Raw genomic sequence first — 22,327 nt, 5'->3', positions numbered from 1 at the left:
TGGACGTTTTGTGTACGAAGAGCAAAAGCAAGATCAAAAGCAAATGCGGCAGCGGCAGCGGCAGCGGCAGCAAAATTTGAGAGGGAATGCACCATGAACATCATCGAATCACCCGACAAAGACACCGACTACAGCGTCCCCGCCCTCGCCCGTGGCCTGAGCGTACTGGCCATGTTCGACGCTCGCACCCGCAGCCTGAGCATGCAGGAAATCGCCTCGCGCCTCGGCGTGACCCCCTCAGCGGTGTACCGCATTCTGTTCACCTTGACCGACATGGGTTACCTGAACAAACACAACACCCAATACGAACTTGGCGCCCGGGTGATCAGCGACGGCTTCAGCTACCTGGCCAGCCGCGACATCGTCGAGGTCGCCATGCCGCATCTCAACGACTTGCGAGACCGCACCTCACTGTCCTGCCACCTGAGCATTCGCGAGCAGACCGACAGCCTGTACCTCTACCGCGCATTCGCCGCCCAGCGCCTGTCGGTGAACATCCCGGTGGGCACCCGTATCGCCTGTCACTGCACGGCCATGGGCCGTATGTTATTAACGGCACTGAACGAGGCCGAATTGGGGGCGTTGTACCAGCACATCCGCCTGGATGACTACCCGACACCCGCTCCCCGAACCCTGCCCGAATTACAGGGGCTGATCGCCGAAGACCGGGCACAGGGCTGGGTGCTGCACCGCTCCGATTACTCGACCGCCATTGCCACATCGGTGAAAGATCACACGGGGTTGGTGACCGCCGCGATCAACCTCTCCGGCCCCGACGCGGTGATGGACCCGGACGGCGCTCGGGAGCGCTTTCTGGCGTTGCTGCTGGAATGCAGCATGAAGATCAGCCGGGATCTGGGCTTTCGCGATTGAGTACCGCGTTGCCCCTCAAAACAGTGAAGCCTGCCCTGCCTGTTCATTGCGACCACGTTTTTTCACTGGCTGCGGCATGCCCCCTTCCAGCGTCAACAACAACGCCTTGGCCTCAAGCCCCCCTGCGAATCCGGTCAACGAACCGGAGCTGCCAATCACCCGATGGCACGGCGTCACGATGGAAATCGGGTTCTTGCCATTAGCCGCCCCCACCGCGCGCACGGCCGCAGGATTGCCAATCTGCCTGGCAATGTCCAGGTAACTGCGGGTCTCGCCAAAGGGAATGGTCAGCAACGCTTGCCAGACCTGTTTCTGAAACTCGGTGCCATGAAAGTCCAACGGCAGATCGAACTGGTTGCGAGTACCCGCGAAATACTCGGCCAGTTGTTGCTCGGTCTGATTCAGAATCTCGCTGCCCTGATCCTCATCCATCTCGCCCAGCAGCACGCGGTCAGGCCGGTCGTTCTCCCAAAGAACAGCCGCCAGCGCCGGACCTTTGGCAATCAGCTTCAACTGCCCGACCGGGGAATCGATAAAACGGTATGTGAAGATCATGAACAGGCTCCTCTTGTCGCAATGGGAGCCATGTTACCGGGAGGTGGAGGGAAAGCCATCGGGTTCTTGCGGTGGAATTCTGCAACTGTCTACGCAGGACCGCTATTTTCTATCCGTCAGGCAACTGACCAACACATTGATCAAATATTTTTTTCGAGTCCCCGGTAATCACACATCACTGCCGCAACATTTGCAGGAATCCATTCACTCTCTTCGATCTGCCACCAGTCCACAGAAAAGCCGGCATTGATGATGATCTGCTCGAACAGAATCCGCTGGGCCCGCCCATTGCCTTCACGAAACGGGTGAATCACGTTCAGGTCACCGAAGGCTTCTGCAATACCGTTGATCAGCAACTCTCGCGAGCACCCAACGAACCAGCCAGACCTTTCCATTTGGCTGAAGATTTTGGTGGCTTCGGGAATGATACGATCGGGAGCGCAGAACAGCGTCTGGTCTTTGCGAATCTTCACCGATCGAATGTCACCGGCCCAGTCGTAAAGATCGGTAAACAGCGCTTGGTGAACGTGTTGAAGAGTCTCTAGCGAGTAGGGTGCAGGCTCAAAACCTATGGTGCTGGCAGCGATCTCAGACAGTTCACGCTCAGCCTGATCGAGAGTGGCCTCGTCTTTCAGCTCAAGCTTGTTTCGCAGAACAGTGGTACCTGGGTAGCAATAAGGGTCGTCCCCTACACCATACTTGTCAGTCATCAACCGGCTAGCTGGCGATACTTCGCCAACACCATTTCACGTGAAGGAAGCGGTTTGACCGCATCAGACGGCGCAGTATCGAACCCTTCCAGCCGGAGGCTGGCAAGGTAGTTGGAACGGCGTGCTTGCGCGTAACGTTCGCGTTTTTGCTGAAGGGTCTGGCTCATTGGATTGGCTCTGTGTGCGTCACGGACGGAGTGTAGCAGCCCCTCTCACGTCGGACACCCCACCGCGCCGTCGTTCAGGTTCTGTTTGTAATTCTCGTACTGCAGCGTGGCCTTGCCGTTGTTCCATTTCAGGGTCAGGACCAGCACGGAGTCGAAGTCGTCGCCGGTCCAGTCCTTCACCAGTTTCAAGTCCTTGCCCGAGGCCTCTCCGGCGACTTTATTGATCAGCTCGGGCAGGTAGCCGTGGGACCAGGCGGTGTAGATCGTGGCGTCGTGGTATTTGTCGCGCATCAGCTCGTCTGCCAGGTCGCTGGTGTCGTTGGCCGCAAAGTCGATGTTGACCGGCAGGCCGAGCTTGATCGCGCTGGGGCCGACGGTCATCAAGGGTCGCAGGTAGCTGTAGGAATGGTCGCCTTCCCCCTCTTCCACATGGCGGCTGGGATTGGCGGCGAAGATGAAATCGGCTTTGCCGAAGGTGTTCGGCAGCACCGTGGACAGGTCGATGGCGCGGTTCAAGCCCTGGCAGTTGAGTTGGCCGAGGCCCATGTCAGGTTTTTCCGCGTGGCGCAGAAACACCAGGGTTTGGGTGCCATTCTTGGGTTCGGCGTGCACGCCCTTGCCTGCTGCGAACCAGAACACCGCAGAGCCGAGCAGCAATAACGGCAGGGAGAAATAGGCAAGGCGTTGCAGAGGGGACGAGGAAGCAGCGGTTTTGAAAAAAGTCATGATGGCCCGGGTTCTGATGTGGAGAGCGTGTGCGCCCTGTGCAACATCCCTGTGAGCTGGCTTTTTGCTGGCGAAGGCAGCCTAGCGAAGCTTTATGTCCGTATGAAGAATGACCATCAGAGGGGAAATCGCTTGAGAGGTTGCATGCAACCCCATGATTTATCGGATCAATCGCCGAACGGTCGGTAAGCGAATGTTTCAGCAATGCTCATGCCGCGGCTTCGCTGGCCTTGTAACGGCTGCACACGATGGCGCTGATCACCACGGCAAGACCCGCCAGGCTGTACACCCACGACGGCGACGCCATGGGCAGCAAGACCCCGGCCAGCAACGGCCCGACACCCGCGCCAACATCACGCCAGACCGCGTTTCCCGCCAACGCCTGAACCCGCGCCGCGCCCGGGTTACGCTCAGCCACCAGAGTCGTTACCAGCGGCAATTGCAATGCCCGAAGAATCAACACACTTCCCGCGCCGATGATCAGCCAGTGGAAACCAAACGCTGTGAGCGCCAGCGTGGTCAACGCAGAAAACACCACCAGCATGCGCACAGCGCCATAAGCGGCAGCGGCGCGACCGCCCAGAGGACTCAACAGCATTTCCGAGGCGTAACGCAGGGCCAGCAAGACCCCGGCGATGAACACTGCGTTGCCCCCCAGAACCGACTGCGCCTGCAACGACAGACCGAAAATGAATAGCCCGTCCAGCGCGACGCCTTCAATGAATGACCACATGGCCACACTGTCCGGCGCCTTGAAACGTCGCCCGCCCGCACTGGGCATGGCGTGGGGAATGTTGGGCAAGCCTCTGGCGACCAGCAACGCAGCCAGCGAGAAGAACGCCAGAATCAGGAAAATCACCCGCGGGCCAAAATGCAGGCTGATCAGCGCCCCCAGCGGCAAGGCCAACATCGGGCCGATGGCAATGATGGCCCGGGACGTGCCCGATCGGCGTGCCGCTCCGCCCGGTTCGGAAGTCGCCAGCGCCTGAGTCGACAGGTTCAACGCGCCGAAGGTCAGGCCCCACCCAAGACGCAGGATCAATAACCACCAAAAACCCACGAAAAACGAGTTGCCGAAAGCGCACATTGCCGACACCAGCGCGGCCAGCATCACCGTAGGACGATCACCATGCCGGGCGTAGAAACGCACCACGTAGCTGTAGCCGAAAATACGCACCAGCCGGTTGGCCGCCAGCAGAATCCCCGCTTCCGGCAGGCTGATGCCGAATGCATCTGCATTCATGGGCAGCAGCAGGTACAACAGGACATCGCTGGGCAGGCACAGGCTGAGAACGGTCGCCGAACGGCGTGAGGCGGCGTCAGCATCTCGGGCAGTGGCAGACATGCGCAGAAAGGTCCTGTAACACAATTGAAAGATGCAGCATGCAGAACGCGGAGGGCTGCTGACAATGTTTATCTTGTGCGATTCCTGTAATCGTCCGACGTACCGGCAGCAGCGCTCTTAAGTACGCCACCGCAGACAAGCCATGCTGTTACATAAGGTCTACTCAGTGTTTGCCCAGCAACAGTTGCTCAGCAGATTGCTGTGTGAGCAGCGGCCGTTATTCGAAAAGCATCCCCAAATTCCCGCAAAGCACCGAAATTCGGTCATGGCACAGAGCCTGCAATATTCCGGTTAATGCAGGATGACTCGCGTTGACTGCTGATTTCGACATAAGCAGCCCTGTGCAGCTTCCGCCTCTCGACTGGACCTGATCATGACCGCGTTCCCACGTTTGCCCACCTCTCTGAAGCTTCTGGCCGGTGCGCTGGCCCTGACCCTGCAACCCTTTGCCCAAGCTGCCGAAACGCCGCCCGCAGAAGTGCACCTCGACTACGCCTACTACTCACCTGTCAGCCTTGTACTCAAACACTTTGGCTGGCTGGAAAAAGCCTTGCCCAACAGCAAAGTGACCTGGGTTTTCAGCCAGGGCAGCAACCGCTCGCTGGAATACCTGAACAGCGGCGGCGTGGACTTCGCCTCCTCCGCCAGCCTGTCCGCCGTGCTGGCCCGTGCCAATGGCAGTCCGATCAAGTCGGTGTACGTCTACAGCCGCGCCGAATGGACCGCTTTGGTGGTGCGCAAGGACTCGACACTTAAAACCGTCGCCGACCTCAAAGGCAAGAAGATCGCCGCCACCAAAGGCACCGACCCGTACCTCTTCACCCTGCGTGCCTTGCAGCAAGCCAAGCTCGGCAAGGACGACGTCGAACTGCTGCACCTGCAACACCCGGATGGCCGTATCGCTCTGGAGAAAGGCGATGTCGACGCTTGGGCCGGTCTCGATCCACACATGGCCGCCAGCGAGATTCAGGCCGGCTCGCGTCTGCTGTACCGCAACAAAGACTTCAACAGTTACGGCGTAGTTAGCGTCACCGAGCGCTATGCGAAAGAACACCCGGAAGCGATCAAAACCGTGCTCGGCGCGTACGAAAAAGCCCGCGAATGGTCGCTGAAAAACCCTGAAGAACTGGCGAAATTGCTGGCCAGCGAATCCGGCCTGCCACTGGACGTCGCCAAACTGCAATTGACCCGCACCGATATCAGCAGCCCGCAACTGACCGAGAAGGACGTCACCGCATCCAAGGCTGCTGCGCCGATTCTGCTGTCCGAAGAACTGGTGCGCAAAGGCACCAACGTCGACCAGGTCATTGATCAACTGATCGACCCGAGCTTTGGCAAGGCCGTTGTCCAGCCATGAGCAGCTCCCGCGTTGAAGCGCTGAAGACCAGCAATACAGAATCTGCCAGGCTGCCGGTCCGATGGCGCCCACGCCTCAAGGGCCTGGCCGTGCCGGTGGCGATTCTGGTGTTGCTGGAAATCGTTGTGCGCATCGGCTGGGTACAGTCTTATCAAATGCCCGCGCCCAGCGAAATCTTCAGCACCTTGACCGACCTCGCGAACGGGACGTTGTGGAAACACATCGGTGCCAGCGTGGTCCGGGTGTTCAGTGGCTTCGCCATCGGCGCGGGTCTGGGACTGCTTTTTGCCGCCTGGGTGGGCCTGAGTCGAGAAGCCGAAGCCTATCTGGAGCCAACGTTCGCTGGCCTGCGGTCGATCCCGAGCCTGGCGTGGGTGCCTCTGTTGCTGTTGTGGCTGGGGATCGGCGAGACATCGAAGATCGTGCTGATCGCCATTGGCGCATTCTTTCCGGTGTACTTGAACGGCGTCGCAGCCATTCGTGGCATCGACCGCAAGCTGGTGGAAGTGGGCCGGATGTACCGCTTCAGTCAGCGACAGATGATCGTCCACCTGTTCCTGCCTGCGGCGCTGCCCGGCCTGTTCACTGGTCTGCGCTCGGGGTTGAGCCTGGCGTGGATGTTTCTGGTGGCCGCCGAGCTGATCGCGGCCACCAAAGGGCTGGGTTATCTGCTCAGCGACGGCCGCGAAACCTCCCGCCCGGACATCGTGCTGGCGGCGATCATCGTGCTGGCCCTGCTGGGCAAGTTGAGCGATGGCGTGCTGGCGCTGCTGGAGAAACGCTTTCTGGCGTGGCGGGATACGTTCAAGGGCAACGCGTGATACCACGAACGCGATAACACCTGTGAGAAGTTGCCCGCTGTCCAAACACCGCGATAGCGCGCAGCAAACACCCTAGTCTGTGGGAGTGAGCTTGCTCACGATACGTTCTGGCCGTCACAACGGCAGCGACTGACCGAACGCTGTCGTGAGCAAGTTCACTCCCACGCATTGCTCCCGGCCACTACCCAGCATCTTACCCTCACCACCTTTCATCCGATCCCGAGTTGACGGCGCTCGTCGTTTGGTGTTTCCTGAAACCGGTTTCAGAGCAACGCATGCTCACCACCACACACGTGAAAAACGCCTGCTGACAACTCCAATAAGGGCCAGGCCATGAACAGCATTCCGACGCGCACCCGCGTTACCATGAACGACGTCGCCGACATGGCGGGTGTCTCCAAAGCCAGCGTCTCGCGTTTCATCGGCGAAGATCGCCAGCTTTTGTCCGAAGCCATCGCCCGGCGCATCGAACACGCCATCGAAACCCTCGGCTACCGCCCCAATCAGATGGCCCGCGGGCTGAAACGCGGCCGTACCCGCCTGATCGGCATGCTGGTGGCCGACATCCGCAACCCCTATTCCATTGCCGTGATGCACGGCGTCGAAACCGCCTGTCGCAAGCACGGTTACAGCCTGGTGGTGTGCAACACAGACCGCGACGACGAACAGGAACGCCTGCATCTGGCCGCTCTGCGTTCGTACAACATCGAAGGCCTGATCGTGAACACCCTCGGCCACCATCTGGACGAACTGCGCGAGCTTCACGACGAACTGCCCATGGTGCTGGTGGATCGCAAGGTGGATCAGTTGCAGAGCGATCTGGTGGGTCTGAACAACATCGGTGCCGTGAACCAGGCCCTCGATCATCTGCAACAGTCAGGCTACCGCGACATTCTCATGGTCACTGAACCTCAGGATGGCACCAGTTCGCGGACTGAACGCGTCGACGCCTTCAACGTCGGCATTGCCCAGCGCCCGAATCTGCGCGGCCAGGTGCGTGAGACCGGCGACGTGCTGGCCGACCACCTGCGCACCTTCCTCAACGATACCGGTCACGGCCCCAAGGCCCTGTTTACCGGCAACGGCGTCGCCACCCTCTGCGCGACCCGGCACTTGCACGATCTGGGCTGCCACCTGTTCGACGACATCGGCCTGATCGCCCTCGACGAACTGGACTGGTATCCACTGGTGGGCAGCGGTATCACCGCCCTCGCCCAACCGACTCACGAGATCGGCGTCACCGCCTTTGAGTGCCTGCTCAATCGCCTGCGCGGCGATCAGGAGCCGGTGCGGCTGTACGACTTCCCGGCTCAATTGATCGTGCGCGGCTCGACCCGCCAGCGATCCTGAATCTCTAACATCCCTACCGCAGGTCAGTCGCCCCGTCGATTTGAAGAACTTTGTTCGAACCCTTCATTCGAACAGAAATGAAACCGGTTTCAGAGGACAACAATAATGAACCGATTCCCCGTTGCCATCAGCCTGGGCGCCTACGGTGCCGACTTCGTCCGCGAGCGCGGCCAGGCCCATTTCATTCCGCTGCTCGCTGACGCTGGCGTGACTCGCATCGAGTTGCGCGAAGAGCTGTTCACCGGTCGCGAAGACTTCCCGGCGCTGGGCGAGGCAATTCGCACCCAAGGCCTGGAATGCCTGTATTCAGCCCCGCTGGAGCTGTGGCTGGAGGACCAGCATCAACCCAACCCAGAGCTGGAACCGACCCTGCAACGGGCGACCTTGTGTGGTGCGGCCTGGTTGAAGGTGTCACTGGGCCACCTCACCGACGACAGCGACGTCGCTGCGCTGGCTGATCGTCTGGCCCGTTACGACGTGCACCTGCTGGTGGAAAACGATCAGACCTCGCAAGGCGGCCGCATCGAGCCCTTCAGCCGTTTCTTCGCCCGGATCGACGCCCTGCAAATGCCCATCGGCATGACGTTCGACATCGGTAACTGGATGTGGCAGGCGCAATCGGCCAGCGCCGCCGCGCAGCAACTGGGACGCTACGTCGAGTACGTGCATTGCAAAGCCGTGGCGCGCAACGCGGCGGGCAAACTAATTGCCGTGCCACCGCGTCAGGCCGATCTGCACGTGTGGGAACAACTGCTCAAACACATGCCCGTCGGCTTGCCCCGCGCTGTGGAATATCCGCTGCAAGGCGATGACCTGCTGGAAGTGACCCGTGCTCAGGTCAACGCCCTCGCCCACCTCGGTCAGCCTCATATCCAACCGATGCAGGAGCTGAGCCATGTCTAGGATCGACATTCTGTCTTTCGGTGAAACCATGACCATGCTGGTGGCCGAGCAGACCGGTGATCTGGCCACGGTGCGCACCTATGAAAAGCGCATCGCAGGTGCCGACAGCAACGTCGCCATCGGCCTGTCGCGGCTGGGCTTCAACGTCGCGTGGCTGAGCCGCGTGGGCGATGACTCCATGGGGCGTTTCGTCACCGATAGCCTGCAAGGCGAAGGCGTGGATTGCCGTCATGTAACGGTCGATGCATCGCACCCCACCGGTTTTCAGTTCAAGTCACTGGAACTTGAAGGTGCGGACCCGGTGGTCGAATACTTCCGTCGCGGCTCGGCGGCCAGCCACCTGTCGGTCAACGACATCGTTCCCGAGCTGCTGAAAGCCCGGCACTTGCACGCCACCGGCATTCCGGCGGCGCTGTCCGGCACCTGCCGCGAACTGTCCCACGTGCTGATGACCCAGATGCGTGATGCCGGACGCAGCGTTTCTTTCGACCCCAATCTGCGACCTTCGCTGTGGTCGAACCAGACAACGATGATTCGTGAGGTCAATCACCTCGCCAGCCTCGCCCATTGGGTGCTGCCCGGCCTGGCCGAAGGCGAACTGCTGACCGGCTACGACACCCCCGGCGACATCGCGAAGTTCTACCTGGACGTGGGCGTTGAAGCCGTGGTGATCAAGCTCGGCGCGAAAGGCGCGTACTACCGCACTCACGACAACGAAGCCTTCGTGCCCGGCGTACCAGTGGCCAACGTCATCGACACCGTGGGCGCAGGCGACGGATTCGCGGTGGGCGTGATCAGCGCGTTGCTGGAAAACCTCGATTTCGCCCAGGCCACAGCCCGAGGCAACTGGATTGGTAGCCAGGCCGTGCAAAGCCGAGGCGACATGGAAGGCCTGCCGACCCGGGCCGCTTTGCAAGCAGCGCAAACCGAAGCCACCCAAGGCGCTGCGGCGCCGCGACGACAAACCGCCTGATTTTCCGTTAGTTGCTTGCACACACCCGTTCCATCACCTGCTGCGACAAAAACAACATGCTCAGGGAGCCCGATATGGACACACTCTTCAACACCGTGAAACACGCTGGCCTCAAACGCCGCTGGCTGCTGATCATGCCGATCGTGTTCATCACCTACAGCCTGGCCTACCTGGACCGGGCCAACTATGGCTTTGCCGCCGCCTCGGGCATGGCCGAAGACCTGCACATCACCCCCGGCATGTCGTCCTTGCTGGGGGCCCTGTTCTTTCTCGGTTACTTCTTTTTTCAAGTGCCGGGGGCGATCTACGCGCAAAAGCGCAGCGTGAAGAAGCTGATATTCGTCAGCCTCATCCTTTGGGGCGGCCTGGCCACGCTGACCGGTATCGTCTCCAACGCCTACATGTTGATCGGCATCCGCTTCATGCTCGGCGTGGTCGAAGCGGCGGTCATGCCCGCCATGCTGGTCTACCTCTGCTACTGGTTCACCAAGGCCGAGCGCTCCCGCGCCAACACCGTACTGATTCTCGGCAACCCGGTGACCATGCTCTGGATGTCGGTGGTCTCGGGTTATCTGGTGGCGCATTTCAGTTGGCGCTGGATGTTCATCATTGAAGGCCTGCCTGCGGTGATCTGGGCGTTCATCTGGTGGCGTCTGGTGGACGAACGTCCGGCTCAGGCCGACTGGCTGACAGCCGATGAAAAAACCGAACTGCAAGCCCGACTGGACGCCGAGCAGGTCGGCATCAAGCCGGTGAAAAACTACGCCGAAGCCTTCCGTTCGCCGAAAGTCCTGCTGCTGGCGGCGCAGTATTTCTGCTGGAGCATCGGCGTGTACGGCTTCGTGCTGTGGCTGCCGACCATTATCAAGAAAGGCATGCAGATGGACATGGTCCAGGCGGGCTGGCTGTCGGCCCTGCCGTATCTGGCGGCCGTGATCGGGATGGTCGTGGTCTCCTGGGCATCGGACAAGACCCAGAAGCGCAAACTGTTCGTCTGGCCTCCTCTGCTGCTGGCCGCCTTTGCGTTCTATGGCTCGTATGCGCTGGGCACGGAGCATTTCTGGTGGTCCTACTCCCTGTTGGTGATCGCCGGGGCCTGCATGTACGCGCCCTATGGGCCGTTCTTCGCGATCGTCCCGGAAATCCTTCCCGCCAATGTCGCCGGTGGCGCCATGGCCCTGATCAACAGCCTCGGTGCGCTGGGTTCGTTCGCCGGTTCCTATCTGGTGGGCTACCTCAATGGCGTTACCGGCACCTTGAGCGCGTCGTACCTGTTCATGAGTGGCGCGCTGCTGGTTTCGGTGGTGCTGACCCTGTTGCTCAAACCGGATGCTGCCGCAAAGCCCCTGCGCGATGAACCCAACGTTCGTCGCACACCTGCGCATTCCTGATCGGAACGTTTCTGATGAAAAAACACGTTGTGCTGTACAAATCCCTGTCCGCGCCGTTGATGGCGCGACTGGAGACCGTCGCTCGGGTGACCCTGATCGACAACCCGAAAACCGCCGATGGCATGGCCCGCCTGCGCGACGCCGTGCCTGACGCCGATGGCCTGTTGGGCGCCAGCCTCAAGCTGGATGCGTCGTTGCTGGACCTGGCGCCAAAACTGAAGGTGATTTCCAGCGTCTCGGTGGGCGTCGACAACTACGACATCGCCGACCTGACCCGCCGTGGCGTTCTACTGACCAACACCCCGGACGTGCTGACGCAAACCACCGCCGACACCGGCTTCGCGCTGATCATGGCCACGTCCCGGCGCGTGGTGGAGCTGGCCAGCATGGTGCGTGGCGGACAATGGAAACAGAACATCGGCCCCGCGCATTTCGGCACCGATGTGCACGGCAAGACCCTGGGCATCATCGGCATGGGCCGGATCGGCGAGGCACTCGCCCAGCGCGGGCATTTCGGCTTTGGCATGCCTGTGATCTACCACAGTCACTCGCCCAAGCCAGCCGTGGAAGCGCGCTTCGGCGCGCAATATCGAAGTCTGGAGGCGTTGTTGGGCGAAGCGGATTTCGTCTGCCTGACCTTGCCGCTGACCGCCGAAACCGAAGGTTTGATCGGCGCCAAACAGTTCGCTCAGATGCGTCCCGAGGCGATCTTCATCAACATCGCCCGAGGCAGGGTGGTGGATGAAAACGCGATGATCGAGGCGCTGCGTAACGGGCAGATTCGTGCGGCGGGGCTGGATGTCTTCGAACAGGAGCCGCTGCCTGCCGACTCGCCGTTACTGACGTTCGACAACGTGGTTGCTACACCGCACATGGGTTCCGCTACTCGCGAAACGCGAGAGGCCATGGCTCGGTGTGCGGTGGAGAACATGATCAGCGCGCTGAGAGGTGAACATCCCAAAGATCTCGTCAACCCTGAAGCTTGGCGCCGCGCCTGACCCTTCGGGAGACGCTATGATTGAGCGCATCGTTTGTGTCATGCGTGCGCCAGCTTTTGCTCTTCATATGCCCTTCATGCACAAGTAGCCCAGTCTGGACCATTGCGGATAGAGCAGGAGCAGGATCGGGCTCCATCAAGCCCTCCTACTCCTCTGCCGGTTTGTTCTGGCTCAAATACCGCTGCAACGTCTCATTAGGCGGGCTGTTATCACCTGCGGCTTGCCACATGTGCCGCTCGATCCCCTGCGCCACCAAATGCCCCACCGCCGCCTCGATCGCCGACAACACACACAACTGGGCAGGCTCGTTCGTGGTGTACCCCGCCTCCAGCTCCAACAACTTCTTGAACTCCACGAACTTGAACACCCCGGCGTTGTAGCTCGTCGAGTAAATGGTCTTGCTGGTCATCACATTGGCCAGCACCTGCCCGCTGCGCACATCGACAGCCCGAAGATTGATCGTCACCTGGTCCACCCGATACTCCTGAGCCCCCCCGATCCCCAAGTAGCGCGCGCCCTCCCCGCCGCTGCGCACGTTGGTGTCGTAGGCCACAATACCGCCTTCAAGCATCAGGTTGGCAGACTGCAACGGCGGCAGCTCGTTTGGCGACTGCACGGCGACCGGGTTGCCGTCAGGCCCCATGACTGCGGCCGGTTTCTTCTGCCCGGCGCGAATGATCTTGCGCTCGGTCAGCAGGTTCTGCAGCCCCTCGCGCTCCAGCACCACGAACCACCCGCTGGCCTGCATTGCGTCCATCAACATGCTCGCTGCACCCTGGGTGACGCTGGTGGAAAACGAACTGGCCGGCGTCGGTTTGTACTGCCCGGTCTGGTCGCGAAAACCATAGACCACCGCCACCAGACGCCCTTTGGGCCGGGGCATGGACAACAGGTCGTAATAGGTCGAGGCACGCGGCGTCAGGGTCGGGGTTTCCTTCGCCTGTTCGGCGGGCATGGGTTTGGTCACACAGCCCTGCAGTGCAGCGACCAGCATCAACAGCGCGATGCATTTGTTCATGGTCTATCGCTCCTCTGGAACTTCAGCAACCGTCAGTTGTTGATGAGTCCGTTGACGGTGACTTCCGATATTTCGCCGGTCGATCGATCGGTGATCTGAATGCTCAGGGCGCCGGAATCGTCGATCACATTGACGATGAAGGCGTCGGTGGTCAGGGTGCCGGTGTTGCCGTCACGGATGTTGGTCAGCACCTGGGACAGCAGGCTCGATTGCAGTTGCTGGCTGAAGCGCTCCAGCGCCGTGGTGCCCGTGACAGTGGATTTCTTCAGGCTCGGGTCTTTGAAGTCGTTCTGCGCCTGGGCCTCGTTGAGCAGCACGCTGCCATTGAGCGGGTTGCCGCCGAAGTTCGGATTGACCGGTGTGTAGACCAGCTCGGTGGCCTGACAGATCAGACTGAAACCGCTCAGGCACAGATAGGTCGAGACGGTGGTTATTCTTCTGTTCATAGTTCGTCCTTCCCCAGATCAGTGTTGTCCTGCAAGAGCACTTGCAGCTTGCGTTGAACCACGGCCGCACGAACCAGATCGGCAGCCTCGATGGCCAGGTCACGGGTTTGCGTGGCATTGGGCGCGATGAAACGGCGATACACGATGCGTTGGTCGTATTCGACCCAGATCAGGCTGCCCCAACGGGCGTCGGGCCGTTCACGCACCACCAGGTTGAAATCCAGCCGACTGGTGGCCCGCAGACGGTCGGTGAAGGCGTTGTAGAAGTTGTGGCCGACCAGCGAAATGCAGTCGTCGACGATAAAGCCCATCATTTCGTCTTCTTCGTCGGCGTGGCTGATGCCACGACTCAGCGCACCGATCAGCAACACGGCGCAAAGGTGTCTGAAAGCGGGGTGATGAGAGGCGTGCGCGTTCATTGGCTGGCGCCCCCCAGTGGCGTCCCCAATGAGGTTCCCGGCGAAACGCCAGACCCTGCACTGGGCGGCGCACCCGGCGTGCCGGGCGCACCTGCCGGACGATTGGAGGTCGACTCCAGAAAGGCTTTTTCGGCCACGAAACGCCAATCGGCGTAACGGGTCATGCTCTCGAACTCCTGCCATTGAGGCGGGAAGTTCGCGGTCTTCAGTGGGGTGTCTTTGGATAGGCTGTAGACTCCGGTGATGCGTCCGTCGACCGAAGTGGTCAGGCCCCAGTCGTCGCTGTTGGTCATCGGATCGGGGTAGAGCCTGCGGATGTGGCGCATGATCGTGGGGTAACGATGGTCTTCCAGCAGTTCATCCAGCGACTGCGGATACTGCGCCACGCCAGTGCCGCTGCGGTAGTAGCTGCGCAGCGCCTGAGCGTACTGAGTGCCGACCCAGATCAGTTGCAGCTCGCGCTCGCGCTTGCCCACCGTGGACCAGACTTGCCCCACCGCCGCCAATGCCGACCCCATCAGCACGATCAGCACCAGCGCGCCCATGTAGGTGAAACCCTGCTGGCGCCCGGAAAAACCGGCAATCGGGGCCTTACCATTCGCCGAAAAGACTGCCATCACGCGCCCTCCCGGTGGACCCGCTCTTGATGTCTGCCACCGACCCCTGCACGCCCTCTGGCGGTGGCACGATGACCCACATGTCGTTGCGCCCGGTGATCGGGTCTTGCGGCAACGCACGCAGATAACGGTGAGTGACCATGTCGTCCAGCGATTCCGGGTAGTGTCCGGTGTCGCCATAAAAGTGATCCAGCGCCTCGCGCATCACCGACAGGCTCTGACGCAGCGCGGTCTCCCGGGAGTTTTCCAGGCTGTTGAAATAGCGCGGCACGGCAATGGTCATCAGCGTGGCGATGATGGCCATGACCACCAGCAATTCGATCAACGTGAAGCCTTTTCCAGTGCGCTGCGTGCCCATGACTCACCACTCCGAATAGGCAATGCCGTTGAGGCCCTTGCCGCGCGTCTTCGAGTAGACATCGAACACGTCTTCGCCATCCCTCGGGTTCTGAGCAGGGCTGTCATAGGCGCGCAGTCCCCAGTCCTCTTCAGGCGCCCTTGTGGGCTTGGCGAACGGATCCCGAGGGATGCGCCGCAGGAAGTAAATCTTCACGCCCTTGGGGCTGCGCAGGTCGCGCGCGCCCTCCACCAGCACCTTGAGACTGGTCGGGTAGCCGTTGCTGGTGACCGATTTCTCGATACGCCCCGAATCCGCAGCCCGCTTGTAGGCATCCAGCGCATCGCGAATCTGGTACAGCGCGGTGCGCAGCTCCTGTTCCTTGCCCCGGCGGATCACCGTTTCAGTCAGCGGCGCGGCGATGCTCGCCAGCAGGCCGACGATGGCCAGGGTCACGACCATCTCGATCAGGGTGAAACCGCCGTGGCTGCGATAGACGTTCATGATCAAGGCTTCTCGACGACAGTTGCGGTGGCCAGCGGGGTCGATTTGCCACCGACCTCGACCGTCACCGGCACGCTGTCCGGGTTGACCGAGTTGATGTGCATGCTGGTCTCGGTCCCGGTGGGGAACTCCATGTCGCTCGGCGCCTGATACGGCAGATTGCGCACGATCCGGGGGGTGATCGACAGCACCAGCTCGGATTTACCGACCGAGTCCTTGTTGCTGCCGAATAGCCGACCCAGCCCCGGAATGTCGCCCAGCCCCGGAATCTTGTTGCCGCTGGATTGCGAGTCGTTGCGCACCAGCCCGGCGAGAATCTGGGTCTCACCATCGTGCAGACGCAGCGTGGTCTGGGCGTTGCGGGTGTCTACCTGAACCGGAATGGTGCCGTTGCGGGTCGCCTCCAGCGGGGTGGCGTTGCTCACTTCCAGCGCCACCTTGATTGCCACTTCGTTGTCCAGGTGCACGATGGGCGTCACCTCAAGCTTCAGACCGACATCCAGATACGTGATGCTTTCGGTGATGACCGGCCCTTGGGTGGACGGCACCGAGGTGGCGCTGATGATCGGCACCCGCTGGCCAATGTGGATACGCGCCTGCTCCCGGTTGCTGACGCGAATGGTCGGGCTGGCCAGGGTGTTGACGTCGTTGTCCTGGGCGTTGATTTTCAGTTGCGGCGAGGGCGAGAACGAAATCCGGCTCTGATTGATGCCGTGCAACTGGTTCAACACGCTGACCGCCGAACCGTCACTGTTGATGATGCCGAAGGTGCTGGGCCATTGCAGGCCAAGGTCCTGAATGCGCTGGCGTGAGACTTCCATCACCTCCACTTCCATCACCACTTCGGGGTTGGACTGGTCCTGGGAAAAGAACAGTTTCTCGGCCATGCGAATCACGTCCGGGGTATCGCGCATGGTCAGGGTGTTGAGGCGCTCGTCGATGAACACGTCGCGGGTCTTGAGCATGGTCTTGACCATGTTCAGCGCGGTGTTGGCGTCGGTATTGGTCAGATAGAAGGTGCGCATCACCAGCTCCTGATAATCCTTCACCTTTTGCGGCGAATCGGGGTAGATCAACAGGGTGTTGTCGTTCACCACTTTCTGGTGCAACTGGTTTTGTTGCAGCAGCAGGTCGATGGCGTCTTCGATGCGCACTTCGCGCACGAAGATGGTGGCCTTGAGGTCCGGGCGCAGGTCCTTGTCGAAGATGAAGTTCAACCCCGCCACTTGGGACAGCACCTCGAAAATCACCTTGAGGTTGGCGTCGCGAAATTCCAGGGTCACCGGTTTGTCCAGCCGGGTCTTGAGCTGCGGGTTGGACACCACGTTGCGCGCGCGCATCCGTTCGATGTCCTTTTGCAGTTGCTGCGCGCCCTCGTGCCGAGGGTCCATTGCCAGCACTTTGCGCGCCTGTTGTTCGGCGCCGGTCAGGTCGCCCCGGCGCAGGCTGGTCTGGCCCTGCACCAGCATGTCGTTGATGTTGCGCATCTGCTCCAGCAGGTACAACGCGTCGCGGGCGCGGCCGTTGTTCGGCTCGATGGCGATCACCCGCGAATAGTCGATGGCCGCACTGTTGAAGTCCCGCTGCGAGCGTTCGGAATCGGCCTTGGTCAGCAGGGTCTTGACCGCCCGCGCCTTGGCCGAGGTCAAGGCAATGCGCAGGGTCGCGTCGCGGGGTTTGGCATTGACCGCCTCCTGCAATTTGGCGATGCCCTCCTCGTAACGGCCATCGTCGATCATGTCTTGGCCGACGGCCCGGTTGATGTCCGAGGTACAGGACGCCAGGCTCACCCCCAGCATGACAGTGAAAGCCAGCAACAACGCGTTCAACGACAACCGCAGCGGACTCATGGTGCACTCCCCACAGACAAGGTCTGCGCAAACTTCATGGGCAGATAGACAAAGCTCATTTCAGTGGCCGAGATGCGATCGACCTTGTAGGTCTCATCGATCACATCACCGGCCCTAACCACATAGAGCCGTTCTCCGTTTTGCAGGAACACCTGCAACTGCTTGCTGTCTTCCAGCTTGCCAATGAACTGGAACGGAAGAGGCGGTGCAGTGGGCACCGTGGGGATCTCAGGCGCGTTGAGCGCGGCCTGCTGTTCAGCGGTCATCACCGGGGCGACGTACCAGCTTTGCGCGGCGAACAGGTCGACTTGCGGCACTGTCGCAGCAGTTGACGCGACGCTGCTTTGGGAAGCCGCGTTTTTGCCGGCGGCCACCGCGTCGCGCTGTTTGCTCGTCACCGGCCGGGCATCGCTGGCGACGTCCTGTGTCGGCTCACCGAAAAACTGCTCGGGCACCCAGGCGATCAGCCCACAAAGTCCGAGAAATGCCAGCCAGCCCACCACTCGACGGTTGTTCATGCTCATGACCTCGACAGGTAAAGGGTCATGCGGATGCGCCCGGTAAGCTCGGTGTCGGCGATTTTCTTGCGTTGAAAATCGACGTCTTCGAGCACCACGGCGGGCAACTCGGTCAGCAAGGCATGAAGAAAGCGCCGCAGTTGCGGGTAGCTGCCACGCACCGGGAGCAGAATCTGGTAGCGCGCCAGTTGGGTTTTCGGATCGATCCCCAGGGAATATTCGCCACGGGACAGGTTGATCTTCTGTTGACCGGCCATGGCGTAGATGCGGTCGATGGCGGAGGTGGCGTCAAGTTGGGTCGGCAGCGATTTATGGAAGTCATCCAGTTGCTGCGCGGGCATCACCGGCAAGGTCGCCGTGCCGTTGGCGACCTTTTCCAGAAACTCGCTGGCCTTCTGGCTGTTCTGCCGCAGGGTGTCCAGCGACTGCCAGTCCGGCAGCAGGCCAAACACGCCGTAGGCCAGCGCCAGCGCCAACAGCCCCGCGCCGCCCAGGCCGGGCCAGCCGGCCCGTTGCACATGCTCGCGCACAATCAGGCTAGGGACGGACATCGCTCACCTCCCAGGTGGCCAGCAGGTTGAACAGGATTGGTTTCTGCGGCGCGTTGGCGACGATTTCGTGGTTCACCAGCGAGACGTCGCGCAGCTCGGGGCTGCCTTGCAACTGCCGGTGGAACGCCAGCATCGCGTCCAGATCCCGCGCTTCGGCGCTGATGCGGATCTGCCCCTTGCGGGCGTCGGGACTCAGGCTAAGCAGCGCGATGTCGTTGCCGCGCAGGGTTTCCAGCGTTGCGAACAGCCGCTCCCAGGGGCGACGCAACTGAGCCGAAATCTGTTTCATCTCGCTCAGGCGAATCTCCTGTTCGCGCTGCTGAGCAGGCGTCAGGCCGGTGGTTGGCGCGGTGTGCACCTGCAACTTGCGCTGGGCGTGACCCAACTGCCCTTGCTGCTCATGAATGTCTTCACCGATGACATGGGCGGTGGCGGCCACCGACACGCCCAGCACCAGGCCGAGTCCGAGCAAGGCCCAGCCTGGTCGGCTGCCTCGGCGTTGCGGTTGAAATTCCAGATCGAGGGCGCGCATGTCAGTTCACCGCTCTGGCCATAAGGTGCAGCGGGTCCTGAACATCGCCCTCGACAACGGGCAGTTCCAGGGTTTGCACGCCGAGGATCATCGGGCCGTCGTTGTGACGAGCCGGTGCGTGAACGAACAGATCCACTGGTTTGTCGCCGTTCAGGCCATGCAGCTCGCTTTCCCGTGCAATCATCGAGGCCAGCGCCGCGTCGCTGTCGGCAATCCGCAACGAGCGCACCGCCGACCAGCGCCCTTCCCTGGCCAGCAACAAGGTGCTGCGACCGGGCTCGGCGACGACGAACAGAAAATCACGATCACCGAAGCTTTTCTGGAAGCGATTGAACGCCGCCATCAGGTAAGGCTGCACCGACACCAGTTGCAGGCCCAGCTCCTTGACCAGCGTGCGCAGGTGGTTGAGCAACGCTTGGGGCAAAGCAACGGCGATACGCGGCAGCCCGGCGTTTTCCGGCGACAGGCTCAAGGCCCACGCCTCACTGGATTTGCCGAACGTGTCGTCAAAACAGGCGCTGGCGTAGGCCTGCAATTCGGCCGGAGTGGTGATGTGCTCGCTCCACGGAATCAGCCCGAAGCGGCTGTAGTGGCTGGAAAACAGCACACTGAGCCGAGCGCGACGATGGATATGCTCGGCGAGCAGGCGTTGCAGGCTGTCCAGCGCCAGTGCGGGGGCTGACTGGCGGTCGGCGATGAACCCGGCGCTGCCCAGCCAGGTGCGGCCACGGGCGTCGCAGCGGGACAGGCCGACACCATTGGCGCCAATCACGGCCACATAATGCTCACGAAATGAAAGTGACACGATTGATCTCCTCCAGCGTGGTCCGACCGTCGCGCACCAGCTCCAGCGCCGAACCACGCAACAGGCGCAGGCCCCGGCTGCAGGCGTACTGCTTGATCTGGGAAATGGGTTGGCGCTCGACGATCATCTGGCGAATCTCGTCATCCAGGTGCAGGAGTTCGGCGATGGCGGTACGGCCGCGATACCCGGTGCCCCGACAACGCCCACATCCCGCGCCATGGACGAAGTGGTAATGGCTGCTGTTGTCCCGGGTCAGGCCGGACGCACTCAGCTCGGCGTCATCCGGGGTCACGCTGACAGCGCAGCCGCTGCACACCAGACGGATCAACCGCTGCGCCAGCACCGCGTTGAGCGCCGAGACGAAGCTGTAGGGGTCGACCTCCATCTGGGTAAAACGGCCAATCACGTCGAACACGTTGTTGGCGTGAATGGTGGTGAACACCAGGTGGCCGGTCAGCGCCGACTGCACGGCGATCTGTGCGGTGTCCGGGTCGCGAATCTCGCCCACCATGATCTTGTCCGGGTCGTGACGCAGGATCGAACGCAGGCCTCGGGCGAAGGTCAGGCCCTTTTTCTCGTTGACCGGGATCTGCAACACGCCCGGCAATTGATATTCCACCGGGTCTTCGATGGTGATGATCTTGTCCACGCCGTGGTTGATCTCGGTGATCATCGCGTACAGCGTGGTGGTCTTGCCGCTGCCGGTGGGACCGGTCACCAGCACCATGCCATACGGCTCGGCCGCCAGGCGCCGCAGGCTGAGCAAGGTGGCGTCTTCAAAGCCCAGCGCTTCCAGACGCACGCCGCTGACCCGGTCGGCCAGGTCCTGTTTGTCCAGCACCCGCAGCACGGCGTCTTCGCCAAAAATGCTGGGCATGATGGAAATCCGGAAGTCGATCTGCCGCCCGTTGATGCCAATCTTGAAGCGGCCATCCTGCGGCACGCGCTTCTCGCCGATGTCCAGTTCGGCCATGACCTTGATCCGCGAAATCACCTGATCGGCGAACTCGGCGCCCTGCACCTTGCTGATGTTGTTAAGCACGCCGTCGATGCGGTACTTGATCACCATCCCGCTGCCGGTCACCCCCAGATGAATGTCACTGGCGTGCATTTTCAGGGCGTCGTACAGCGTGGAGTTGACCAGCTTGACCACTGCGCTGGCGTCTTCGCTGATGCTGGTCAGCGACAGGGTCTCAAGGGTGTCGTATTCGTGGGCTTCGTCACCCTGGGTGTCGAGGGCGGCAACAGCGTGAAAACCCTCCTCCTGCCGCGCCAGGTACGCCGCCAGATCGGCGGCGTGGCACAGGTAGAGCCCGGCCCCTTGCAGGCATTCATCGATCCATGCCAGACGGGCATCATCGAAAGGGTCGGCGAACACCCCGATCAGGGCGTCCTCAAGGCGCAGCATCACGAATTCGCGCTTCAAGGCCTGGGCCAGGCTGACCTGATCGAATTCGGGGGTGCATTTGAACAGCGTCGCGGCGTCCAGCACCGGGTAGTGCAGGGTCACGCCGAGGGCGCGAACGAAGGCAAGGGGTTCAAGGGTTGAAAGGGCTTCGAGCGCCTCGACGGGGCGTTCGCCCTGTTCGTTGGCCCGATCTCTGGCGGCGGCCAGCAGGCTGCCGGGAAAACGTATTGGCAACTCGACTGGCTGCGCCAGCGGCGGTCTTTCGACTGCGAGCGTAAGACTTTCCATCGAATGCACTCCCGGACCCCAAAAAAGGAACCACACATTCGACGCGCCTGACCGTCCATGGCCGGTGTGCCGTTTCCAGCGTGATCAACACAGCCGTGGCGTGCTGATCCAGTCTGGTCCCGGCTAGAGTTTTCCCTCCCCATCCACAGTCACCGCATCGCTTTGGAGCGAGGGAGACTGTTTGTTGCCACGACGGTCGGAGTGAACCCAGGTACCGTCGTACAACTGCAACGGGAACTTCTCAGCCGGGCTGTGTCGCCGCTCGATGAACCCGGCCGCCTGTGGCGCCGAACCCGTCGACCGTCGCTCAGTACCCAACAAGTCACAGACAGCTCGGGCCAGTTCGGCCAGCGGAAACGGTTTGAACAGAATGTGGCTGACACCCAGATCGGTGGCCCGACCGCAGACTTCGCTGGTCGGATGGCCGGTCATCAGGATGAAGAAACAGTCCTTCTGTTTCCGTACCGCATCGAGTACCTGAAACCCTTCCATATCGGGTAAGCGAAAATCGAGGACTACCACGTCCGGCCCGAATCCTTCTGCGAGGTCGATGGCGCCAGCGCCATCGTTCGCGACCCGGACATCCAGACGCTTGGCCTCCAGATACGACTGAAGGTTCTGCGCCAGGATTTGCTCGTCCTCCACCACCAATACTTTGTTTAACAAGGGGGACTCCTGAAATCGGGACAGGTCCTGTGGCCCGGTCTGGGGATTATCGCCTTGCACAGGTACAAGAGCACTGTTCATGCCAGACCCTCCACGTCGAAAAACTCACGCCCATCCCACTGATTTTCTTCGACAAAACAGAAAATACATGGACTGAACCTCAACCCCACTGCTGGGGGCAGTTGCCATCGCTCACCGG

At 61.3% G+C, this 22,327-nt stretch carries 25 protein-coding genes and 1 pseudogene; 8 read left to right on the top strand and 18 right to left on the bottom strand.

The genetic code is table 11. The features are described from left to right. Window positions 1-93 precede the first annotated feature (93 nt). Window positions 94-873: an IclR family transcriptional regulator gene (locus ACI5GA_RS28045; protein ID WP_404638330.1), complete on the top strand. Its 780-nt coding sequence runs from the start codon at window positions 94-96 to the stop codon at window positions 871-873. Window positions 874-888: 15 nt separating this feature from the next. On the opposite strand, the gene ACI5GA_RS28040 is transcribed toward ACI5GA_RS28045, so the two are convergent. From ACI5GA_RS28040 to ACI5GA_RS28020, 5 genes and pseudogenes are all read right to left on the bottom strand, one after another. Continuing rightward, the gene (locus tag ACI5GA_RS28040; RefSeq protein WP_421425209.1) at window positions 889-1,428 is read right to left on the bottom strand and encodes a methylated-DNA--[protein]-cysteine S-methyltransferase; all 540 of its coding nucleotides are present in this window, start codon (window positions 1,426-1,428) and stop codon (window positions 889-891) included. A 109-nt stretch (window positions 1,429-1,537) separates the two neighbouring features. Next, window positions 1,538-2,138 (bottom strand): annotated as a pseudogene (locus tag ACI5GA_RS28035) (putative adenosine monophosphate-protein transferase Fic). After that, window positions 2,138-2,305, bottom strand: coding sequence for a YhfG family protein (locus tag ACI5GA_RS28030; RefSeq protein ID WP_404638334.1), 168 nt, complete (start codon window positions 2,303-2,305; stop codon window positions 2,138-2,140). The pseudogene ACI5GA_RS28035 and the gene ACI5GA_RS28030 overlap by 1 nt, the downstream one beginning before the upstream one ends. Before the next feature lie 45 nt (window positions 2,306-2,350). After that, window positions 2,351-3,031: a hypothetical protein gene (locus tag ACI5GA_RS28025; protein WP_421425208.1), complete on the bottom strand. Its 681-nt coding sequence runs from the start codon at window positions 3,029-3,031 to the stop codon at window positions 2,351-2,353. 208 nt (window positions 3,032-3,239) lie between these two features. After that, on the bottom strand, window positions 3,240-4,376 hold the full coding sequence (locus ACI5GA_RS28020) for an MFS transporter (protein WP_421425207.1): 1,137 nt from the start codon (window positions 4,374-4,376) through the stop codon (window positions 3,240-3,242). 373 nt (window positions 4,377-4,749) lie between these two features. Here ACI5GA_RS28020 and ACI5GA_RS28015 point away from each other — a divergent pair, with 373 nt between their 5' ends. From ACI5GA_RS28015 to ACI5GA_RS27985, 7 genes are all read left to right on the top strand, one after another. After that, window positions 4,750-5,733, top strand: coding sequence for an aliphatic sulfonate ABC transporter substrate-binding protein (locus tag ACI5GA_RS28015; RefSeq protein ID WP_404638340.1), 984 nt, complete (start codon window positions 4,750-4,752; stop codon window positions 5,731-5,733). Then, window positions 5,730-6,554, top strand: a complete 825-nt coding sequence (locus tag ACI5GA_RS28010) for an ABC transporter permease (protein WP_404638342.1) — start codon at window positions 5,730-5,732, stop codon at window positions 6,552-6,554. Before ACI5GA_RS28015 ends, ACI5GA_RS28010 begins: the two co-directional genes overlap by 4 nt. A 333-nt stretch (window positions 6,555-6,887) precedes the next feature. Further along, window positions 6,888-7,904, top strand: a complete 1,017-nt coding sequence (locus ACI5GA_RS28005; protein WP_404638344.1) for a LacI family DNA-binding transcriptional regulator — start codon at window positions 6,888-6,890, stop codon at window positions 7,902-7,904. A gap of 105 nt (window positions 7,905-8,009) precedes the next feature. After that, on the top strand, window positions 8,010-8,807 hold the full coding sequence (locus ACI5GA_RS28000) for a sugar phosphate isomerase/epimerase family protein (RefSeq protein ID WP_421425206.1): 798 nt from the start codon (window positions 8,010-8,012) through the stop codon (window positions 8,805-8,807). After that, window positions 8,800-9,780: a sugar kinase gene (locus ACI5GA_RS27995; RefSeq protein ID WP_421425205.1), complete on the top strand. Its 981-nt coding sequence runs from the start codon at window positions 8,800-8,802 to the stop codon at window positions 9,778-9,780. Before ACI5GA_RS28000 ends, ACI5GA_RS27995 begins: the two co-directional genes overlap by 8 nt. 74 nt (window positions 9,781-9,854) lie before the next feature. Continuing rightward, window positions 9,855-11,171 carry an MFS transporter gene (locus ACI5GA_RS27990; RefSeq protein ID WP_404638350.1) on the top strand — a complete coding sequence of 439 codons (1,317 nt, stop codon included), beginning with the start codon at window positions 9,855-9,857 and terminating at the stop codon, window positions 11,169-11,171. Window positions 11,172-11,185: 14 nt separating this feature from the next. Continuing rightward, entirely contained in the window at window positions 11,186-12,169 is a 984-nt protein-coding gene (locus ACI5GA_RS27985) for a 2-hydroxyacid dehydrogenase (RefSeq protein WP_421425203.1), read from the top strand. 145 nt (window positions 12,170-12,314) lie between these two features. Here the strand turns inward: ACI5GA_RS27985 and ACI5GA_RS27980 are convergent, their stop codons facing one another. The 13 genes from ACI5GA_RS27980 to ACI5GA_RS27920 form a co-directional block, all read right to left on the bottom strand. Beyond that, a complete protein-coding gene (locus ACI5GA_RS27980) occupies window positions 12,315-13,187 on the bottom strand; it encodes a CsgG/HfaB family protein (protein ID WP_421425202.1) in 873 nt (290 codons plus the stop codon). Window positions 13,188-13,219: 32 nt separating this feature from the next. Further along, a complete protein-coding gene (locus tag ACI5GA_RS27975; RefSeq protein ID WP_421425201.1) occupies window positions 13,220-13,633 on the bottom strand; it encodes a curli assembly protein CsgF in 414 nt (137 codons plus the stop codon). After that, window positions 13,630-14,052 (bottom strand): curli production assembly/transport protein CsgE, encoded by a 423-nt coding sequence (gene csgE / locus ACI5GA_RS27970; RefSeq protein WP_421425200.1) that lies wholly within the window; start codon window positions 14,050-14,052, stop codon window positions 13,630-13,632. The genes ACI5GA_RS27975 and csgE overlap by 4 nt, the downstream gene beginning before the upstream one ends. Then, entirely contained in the window at window positions 14,049-14,669 is a 621-nt protein-coding gene (locus tag ACI5GA_RS27965; protein WP_404638360.1) for a type II secretion system protein, read from the bottom strand. The genes csgE and ACI5GA_RS27965 overlap by 4 nt, the downstream gene beginning before the upstream one ends. Continuing rightward, on the bottom strand, window positions 14,644-15,027 hold the full coding sequence (locus tag ACI5GA_RS27960; protein ID WP_421425198.1) for a type II secretion system protein: 384 nt from the start codon (window positions 15,025-15,027) through the stop codon (window positions 14,644-14,646). The genes ACI5GA_RS27965 and ACI5GA_RS27960 overlap by 26 nt, the downstream gene beginning before the upstream one ends. A 3-nt stretch (window positions 15,028-15,030) precedes the next feature. Continuing rightward, a complete protein-coding gene (locus ACI5GA_RS27955; RefSeq protein ID WP_404638364.1) occupies window positions 15,031-15,510 on the bottom strand; it encodes a type II secretion system protein in 480 nt (159 codons plus the stop codon). Window positions 15,511-15,512: 2 nt separating this feature from the next. After that, window positions 15,513-17,339, bottom strand: coding sequence for a secretin N-terminal domain-containing protein (locus ACI5GA_RS27950; RefSeq protein WP_404638387.1), 1,827 nt, complete (start codon window positions 17,337-17,339; stop codon window positions 15,513-15,515). Window positions 17,340-17,356: 17 nt separating this feature from the next. Next, entirely contained in the window at window positions 17,357-17,878 is a 522-nt protein-coding gene (locus ACI5GA_RS27945; RefSeq protein ID WP_404638365.1) for a hypothetical protein, read from the bottom strand. A 2-nt stretch (window positions 17,879-17,880) separates the two neighbouring features. Continuing rightward, entirely contained in the window at window positions 17,881-18,429 is a 549-nt protein-coding gene (locus tag ACI5GA_RS27940) for a GspMb/PilO family protein (protein WP_421425195.1), read from the bottom strand. Continuing rightward, complete coding sequence (locus ACI5GA_RS27935) at window positions 18,416-18,961, bottom strand: pilus assembly protein (RefSeq protein ID WP_404638369.1); 546 nt, start codon at window positions 18,959-18,961, stop codon at window positions 18,416-18,418. The genes ACI5GA_RS27940 and ACI5GA_RS27935 overlap by 14 nt, the downstream gene beginning before the upstream one ends. Before the next feature lies 1 nt (window position 18,962). Beyond that, window positions 18,963-19,766: a hypothetical protein gene (locus tag ACI5GA_RS27930; protein WP_421425193.1), complete on the bottom strand. Its 804-nt coding sequence runs from the start codon at window positions 19,764-19,766 to the stop codon at window positions 18,963-18,965. Beyond that, on the bottom strand, window positions 19,747-21,462 hold the full coding sequence (locus tag ACI5GA_RS27925) for a GspE/PulE family protein (protein ID WP_421425191.1): 1,716 nt from the start codon (window positions 21,460-21,462) through the stop codon (window positions 19,747-19,749). Before ACI5GA_RS27925 ends, ACI5GA_RS27930 begins: the two co-directional genes overlap by 20 nt. A gap of 123 nt (window positions 21,463-21,585) precedes the next feature. Then, the gene (locus tag ACI5GA_RS27920; protein ID WP_421425189.1) at window positions 21,586-22,128 is read right to left on the bottom strand and encodes a response regulator; all 543 of its coding nucleotides are present in this window, start codon (window positions 22,126-22,128) and stop codon (window positions 21,586-21,588) included. Window positions 22,129-22,327 lie beyond the last annotated feature (199 nt).

It is taken from the genome of Pseudomonas sp. Pseu.R1, assembly GCF_045764065.1.
In the GTDB taxonomy this organism is placed as follows: Bacteria; Pseudomonadota; Gammaproteobacteria; order Pseudomonadales; family Pseudomonadaceae; genus Aquipseudomonas.
Note: the sequence above shows the minus strand (reverse complement) of the source record. Positions and strands in the feature narration are given on the sequence as shown.

Bases quoted from the DNA above. Each gene is read 5' to 3' on its own strand.
- ACI5GA_RS28005 (WP_404638344.1), top strand. From the start codon at position 6,888: ATGAACAGCATTCCGACGCGCACCCGCGTTACCATGAACGACGTCGCC.
- ACI5GA_RS27960 (WP_421425198.1), bottom strand. From the start codon at position 15,027: ATGGGCACGCAGCGCACTGGAAAAGGCTTCACGTTGATCGAATTGCTG.
- ACI5GA_RS27985 (WP_421425203.1), top strand. From the start codon at position 11,186: ATGAAAAAACACGTTGTGCTGTACAAATCCCTGTCCGCGCCGTTGATG.
- ACI5GA_RS28010 (WP_404638342.1), top strand. From the start codon at position 5,730: ATGAGCAGCTCCCGCGTTGAAGCGCTGAAGACCAGCAATACAGAATCT.
- ACI5GA_RS27940 (WP_421425195.1), bottom strand. From the start codon at position 18,429: ATGTCCGTCCCTAGCCTGATTGTGCGCGAGCATGTGCAACGGGCCGGC.
- ACI5GA_RS27925 (WP_421425191.1), bottom strand. From the start codon at position 21,462: ATGGAAAGTCTTACGCTCGCAGTCGAAAGACCGCCGCTGGCGCAGCCA.
- ACI5GA_RS28000 (WP_421425206.1), top strand. From the start codon at position 8,010: ATGAACCGATTCCCCGTTGCCATCAGCCTGGGCGCCTACGGTGCCGAC.
- ACI5GA_RS28045 (WP_404638330.1), top strand. From the start codon at position 94: ATGAACATCATCGAATCACCCGACAAAGACACCGACTACAGCGTCCCC.
- ACI5GA_RS28040 (WP_421425209.1), bottom strand. From the start codon at position 1,428: ATGATCTTCACATACCGTTTTATCGATTCCCCGGTCGGGCAGTTGAAG.
- ACI5GA_RS27975 (WP_421425201.1), bottom strand. From the start codon at position 13,633: ATGAACAGAAGAATAACCACCGTCTCGACCTATCTGTGCCTGAGCGGT.
- ACI5GA_RS27990 (WP_404638350.1), top strand. From the start codon at position 9,855: ATGGACACACTCTTCAACACCGTGAAACACGCTGGCCTCAAACGCCGC.
- ACI5GA_RS27945 (WP_404638365.1), bottom strand. From the start codon at position 17,878: ATGAACAACCGTCGAGTGGTGGGCTGGCTGGCATTTCTCGGACTTTGT.
- ACI5GA_RS28025 (WP_421425208.1), bottom strand. From the start codon at position 3,031: ATGACTTTTTTCAAAACCGCTGCTTCCTCGTCCCCTCTGCAACGCCTT.
- ACI5GA_RS28020 (WP_421425207.1), bottom strand. From the start codon at position 4,376: ATGTCTGCCACTGCCCGAGATGCTGACGCCGCCTCACGCCGTTCGGCG.
- ACI5GA_RS28030 (WP_404638334.1), bottom strand. From the start codon at position 2,305: ATGAGCCAGACCCTTCAGCAAAAACGCGAACGTTACGCGCAAGCACGC.
- ACI5GA_RS27955 (WP_404638364.1), bottom strand. From the start codon at position 15,510: ATGAACGTCTATCGCAGCCACGGCGGTTTCACCCTGATCGAGATGGTC.
- ACI5GA_RS27995 (WP_421425205.1), top strand. From the start codon at position 8,800: ATGTCTAGGATCGACATTCTGTCTTTCGGTGAAACCATGACCATGCTG.
- ACI5GA_RS27980 (WP_421425202.1), bottom strand. From the start codon at position 13,187: ATGAACAAATGCATCGCGCTGTTGATGCTGGTCGCTGCACTGCAGGGC.
- ACI5GA_RS27935 (WP_404638369.1), bottom strand. From the start codon at position 18,961: ATGCGCGCCCTCGATCTGGAATTTCAACCGCAACGCCGAGGCAGCCGA.
- ACI5GA_RS27965 (WP_404638360.1), bottom strand. From the start codon at position 14,669: ATGGCAGTCTTTTCGGCGAATGGTAAGGCCCCGATTGCCGGTTTTTCC.
- ACI5GA_RS28015 (WP_404638340.1), top strand. From the start codon at position 4,750: ATGACCGCGTTCCCACGTTTGCCCACCTCTCTGAAGCTTCTGGCCGGT.
- csgE (WP_421425200.1), bottom strand. From the start codon at position 14,052: ATGAACGCGCACGCCTCTCATCACCCCGCTTTCAGACACCTTTGCGCC.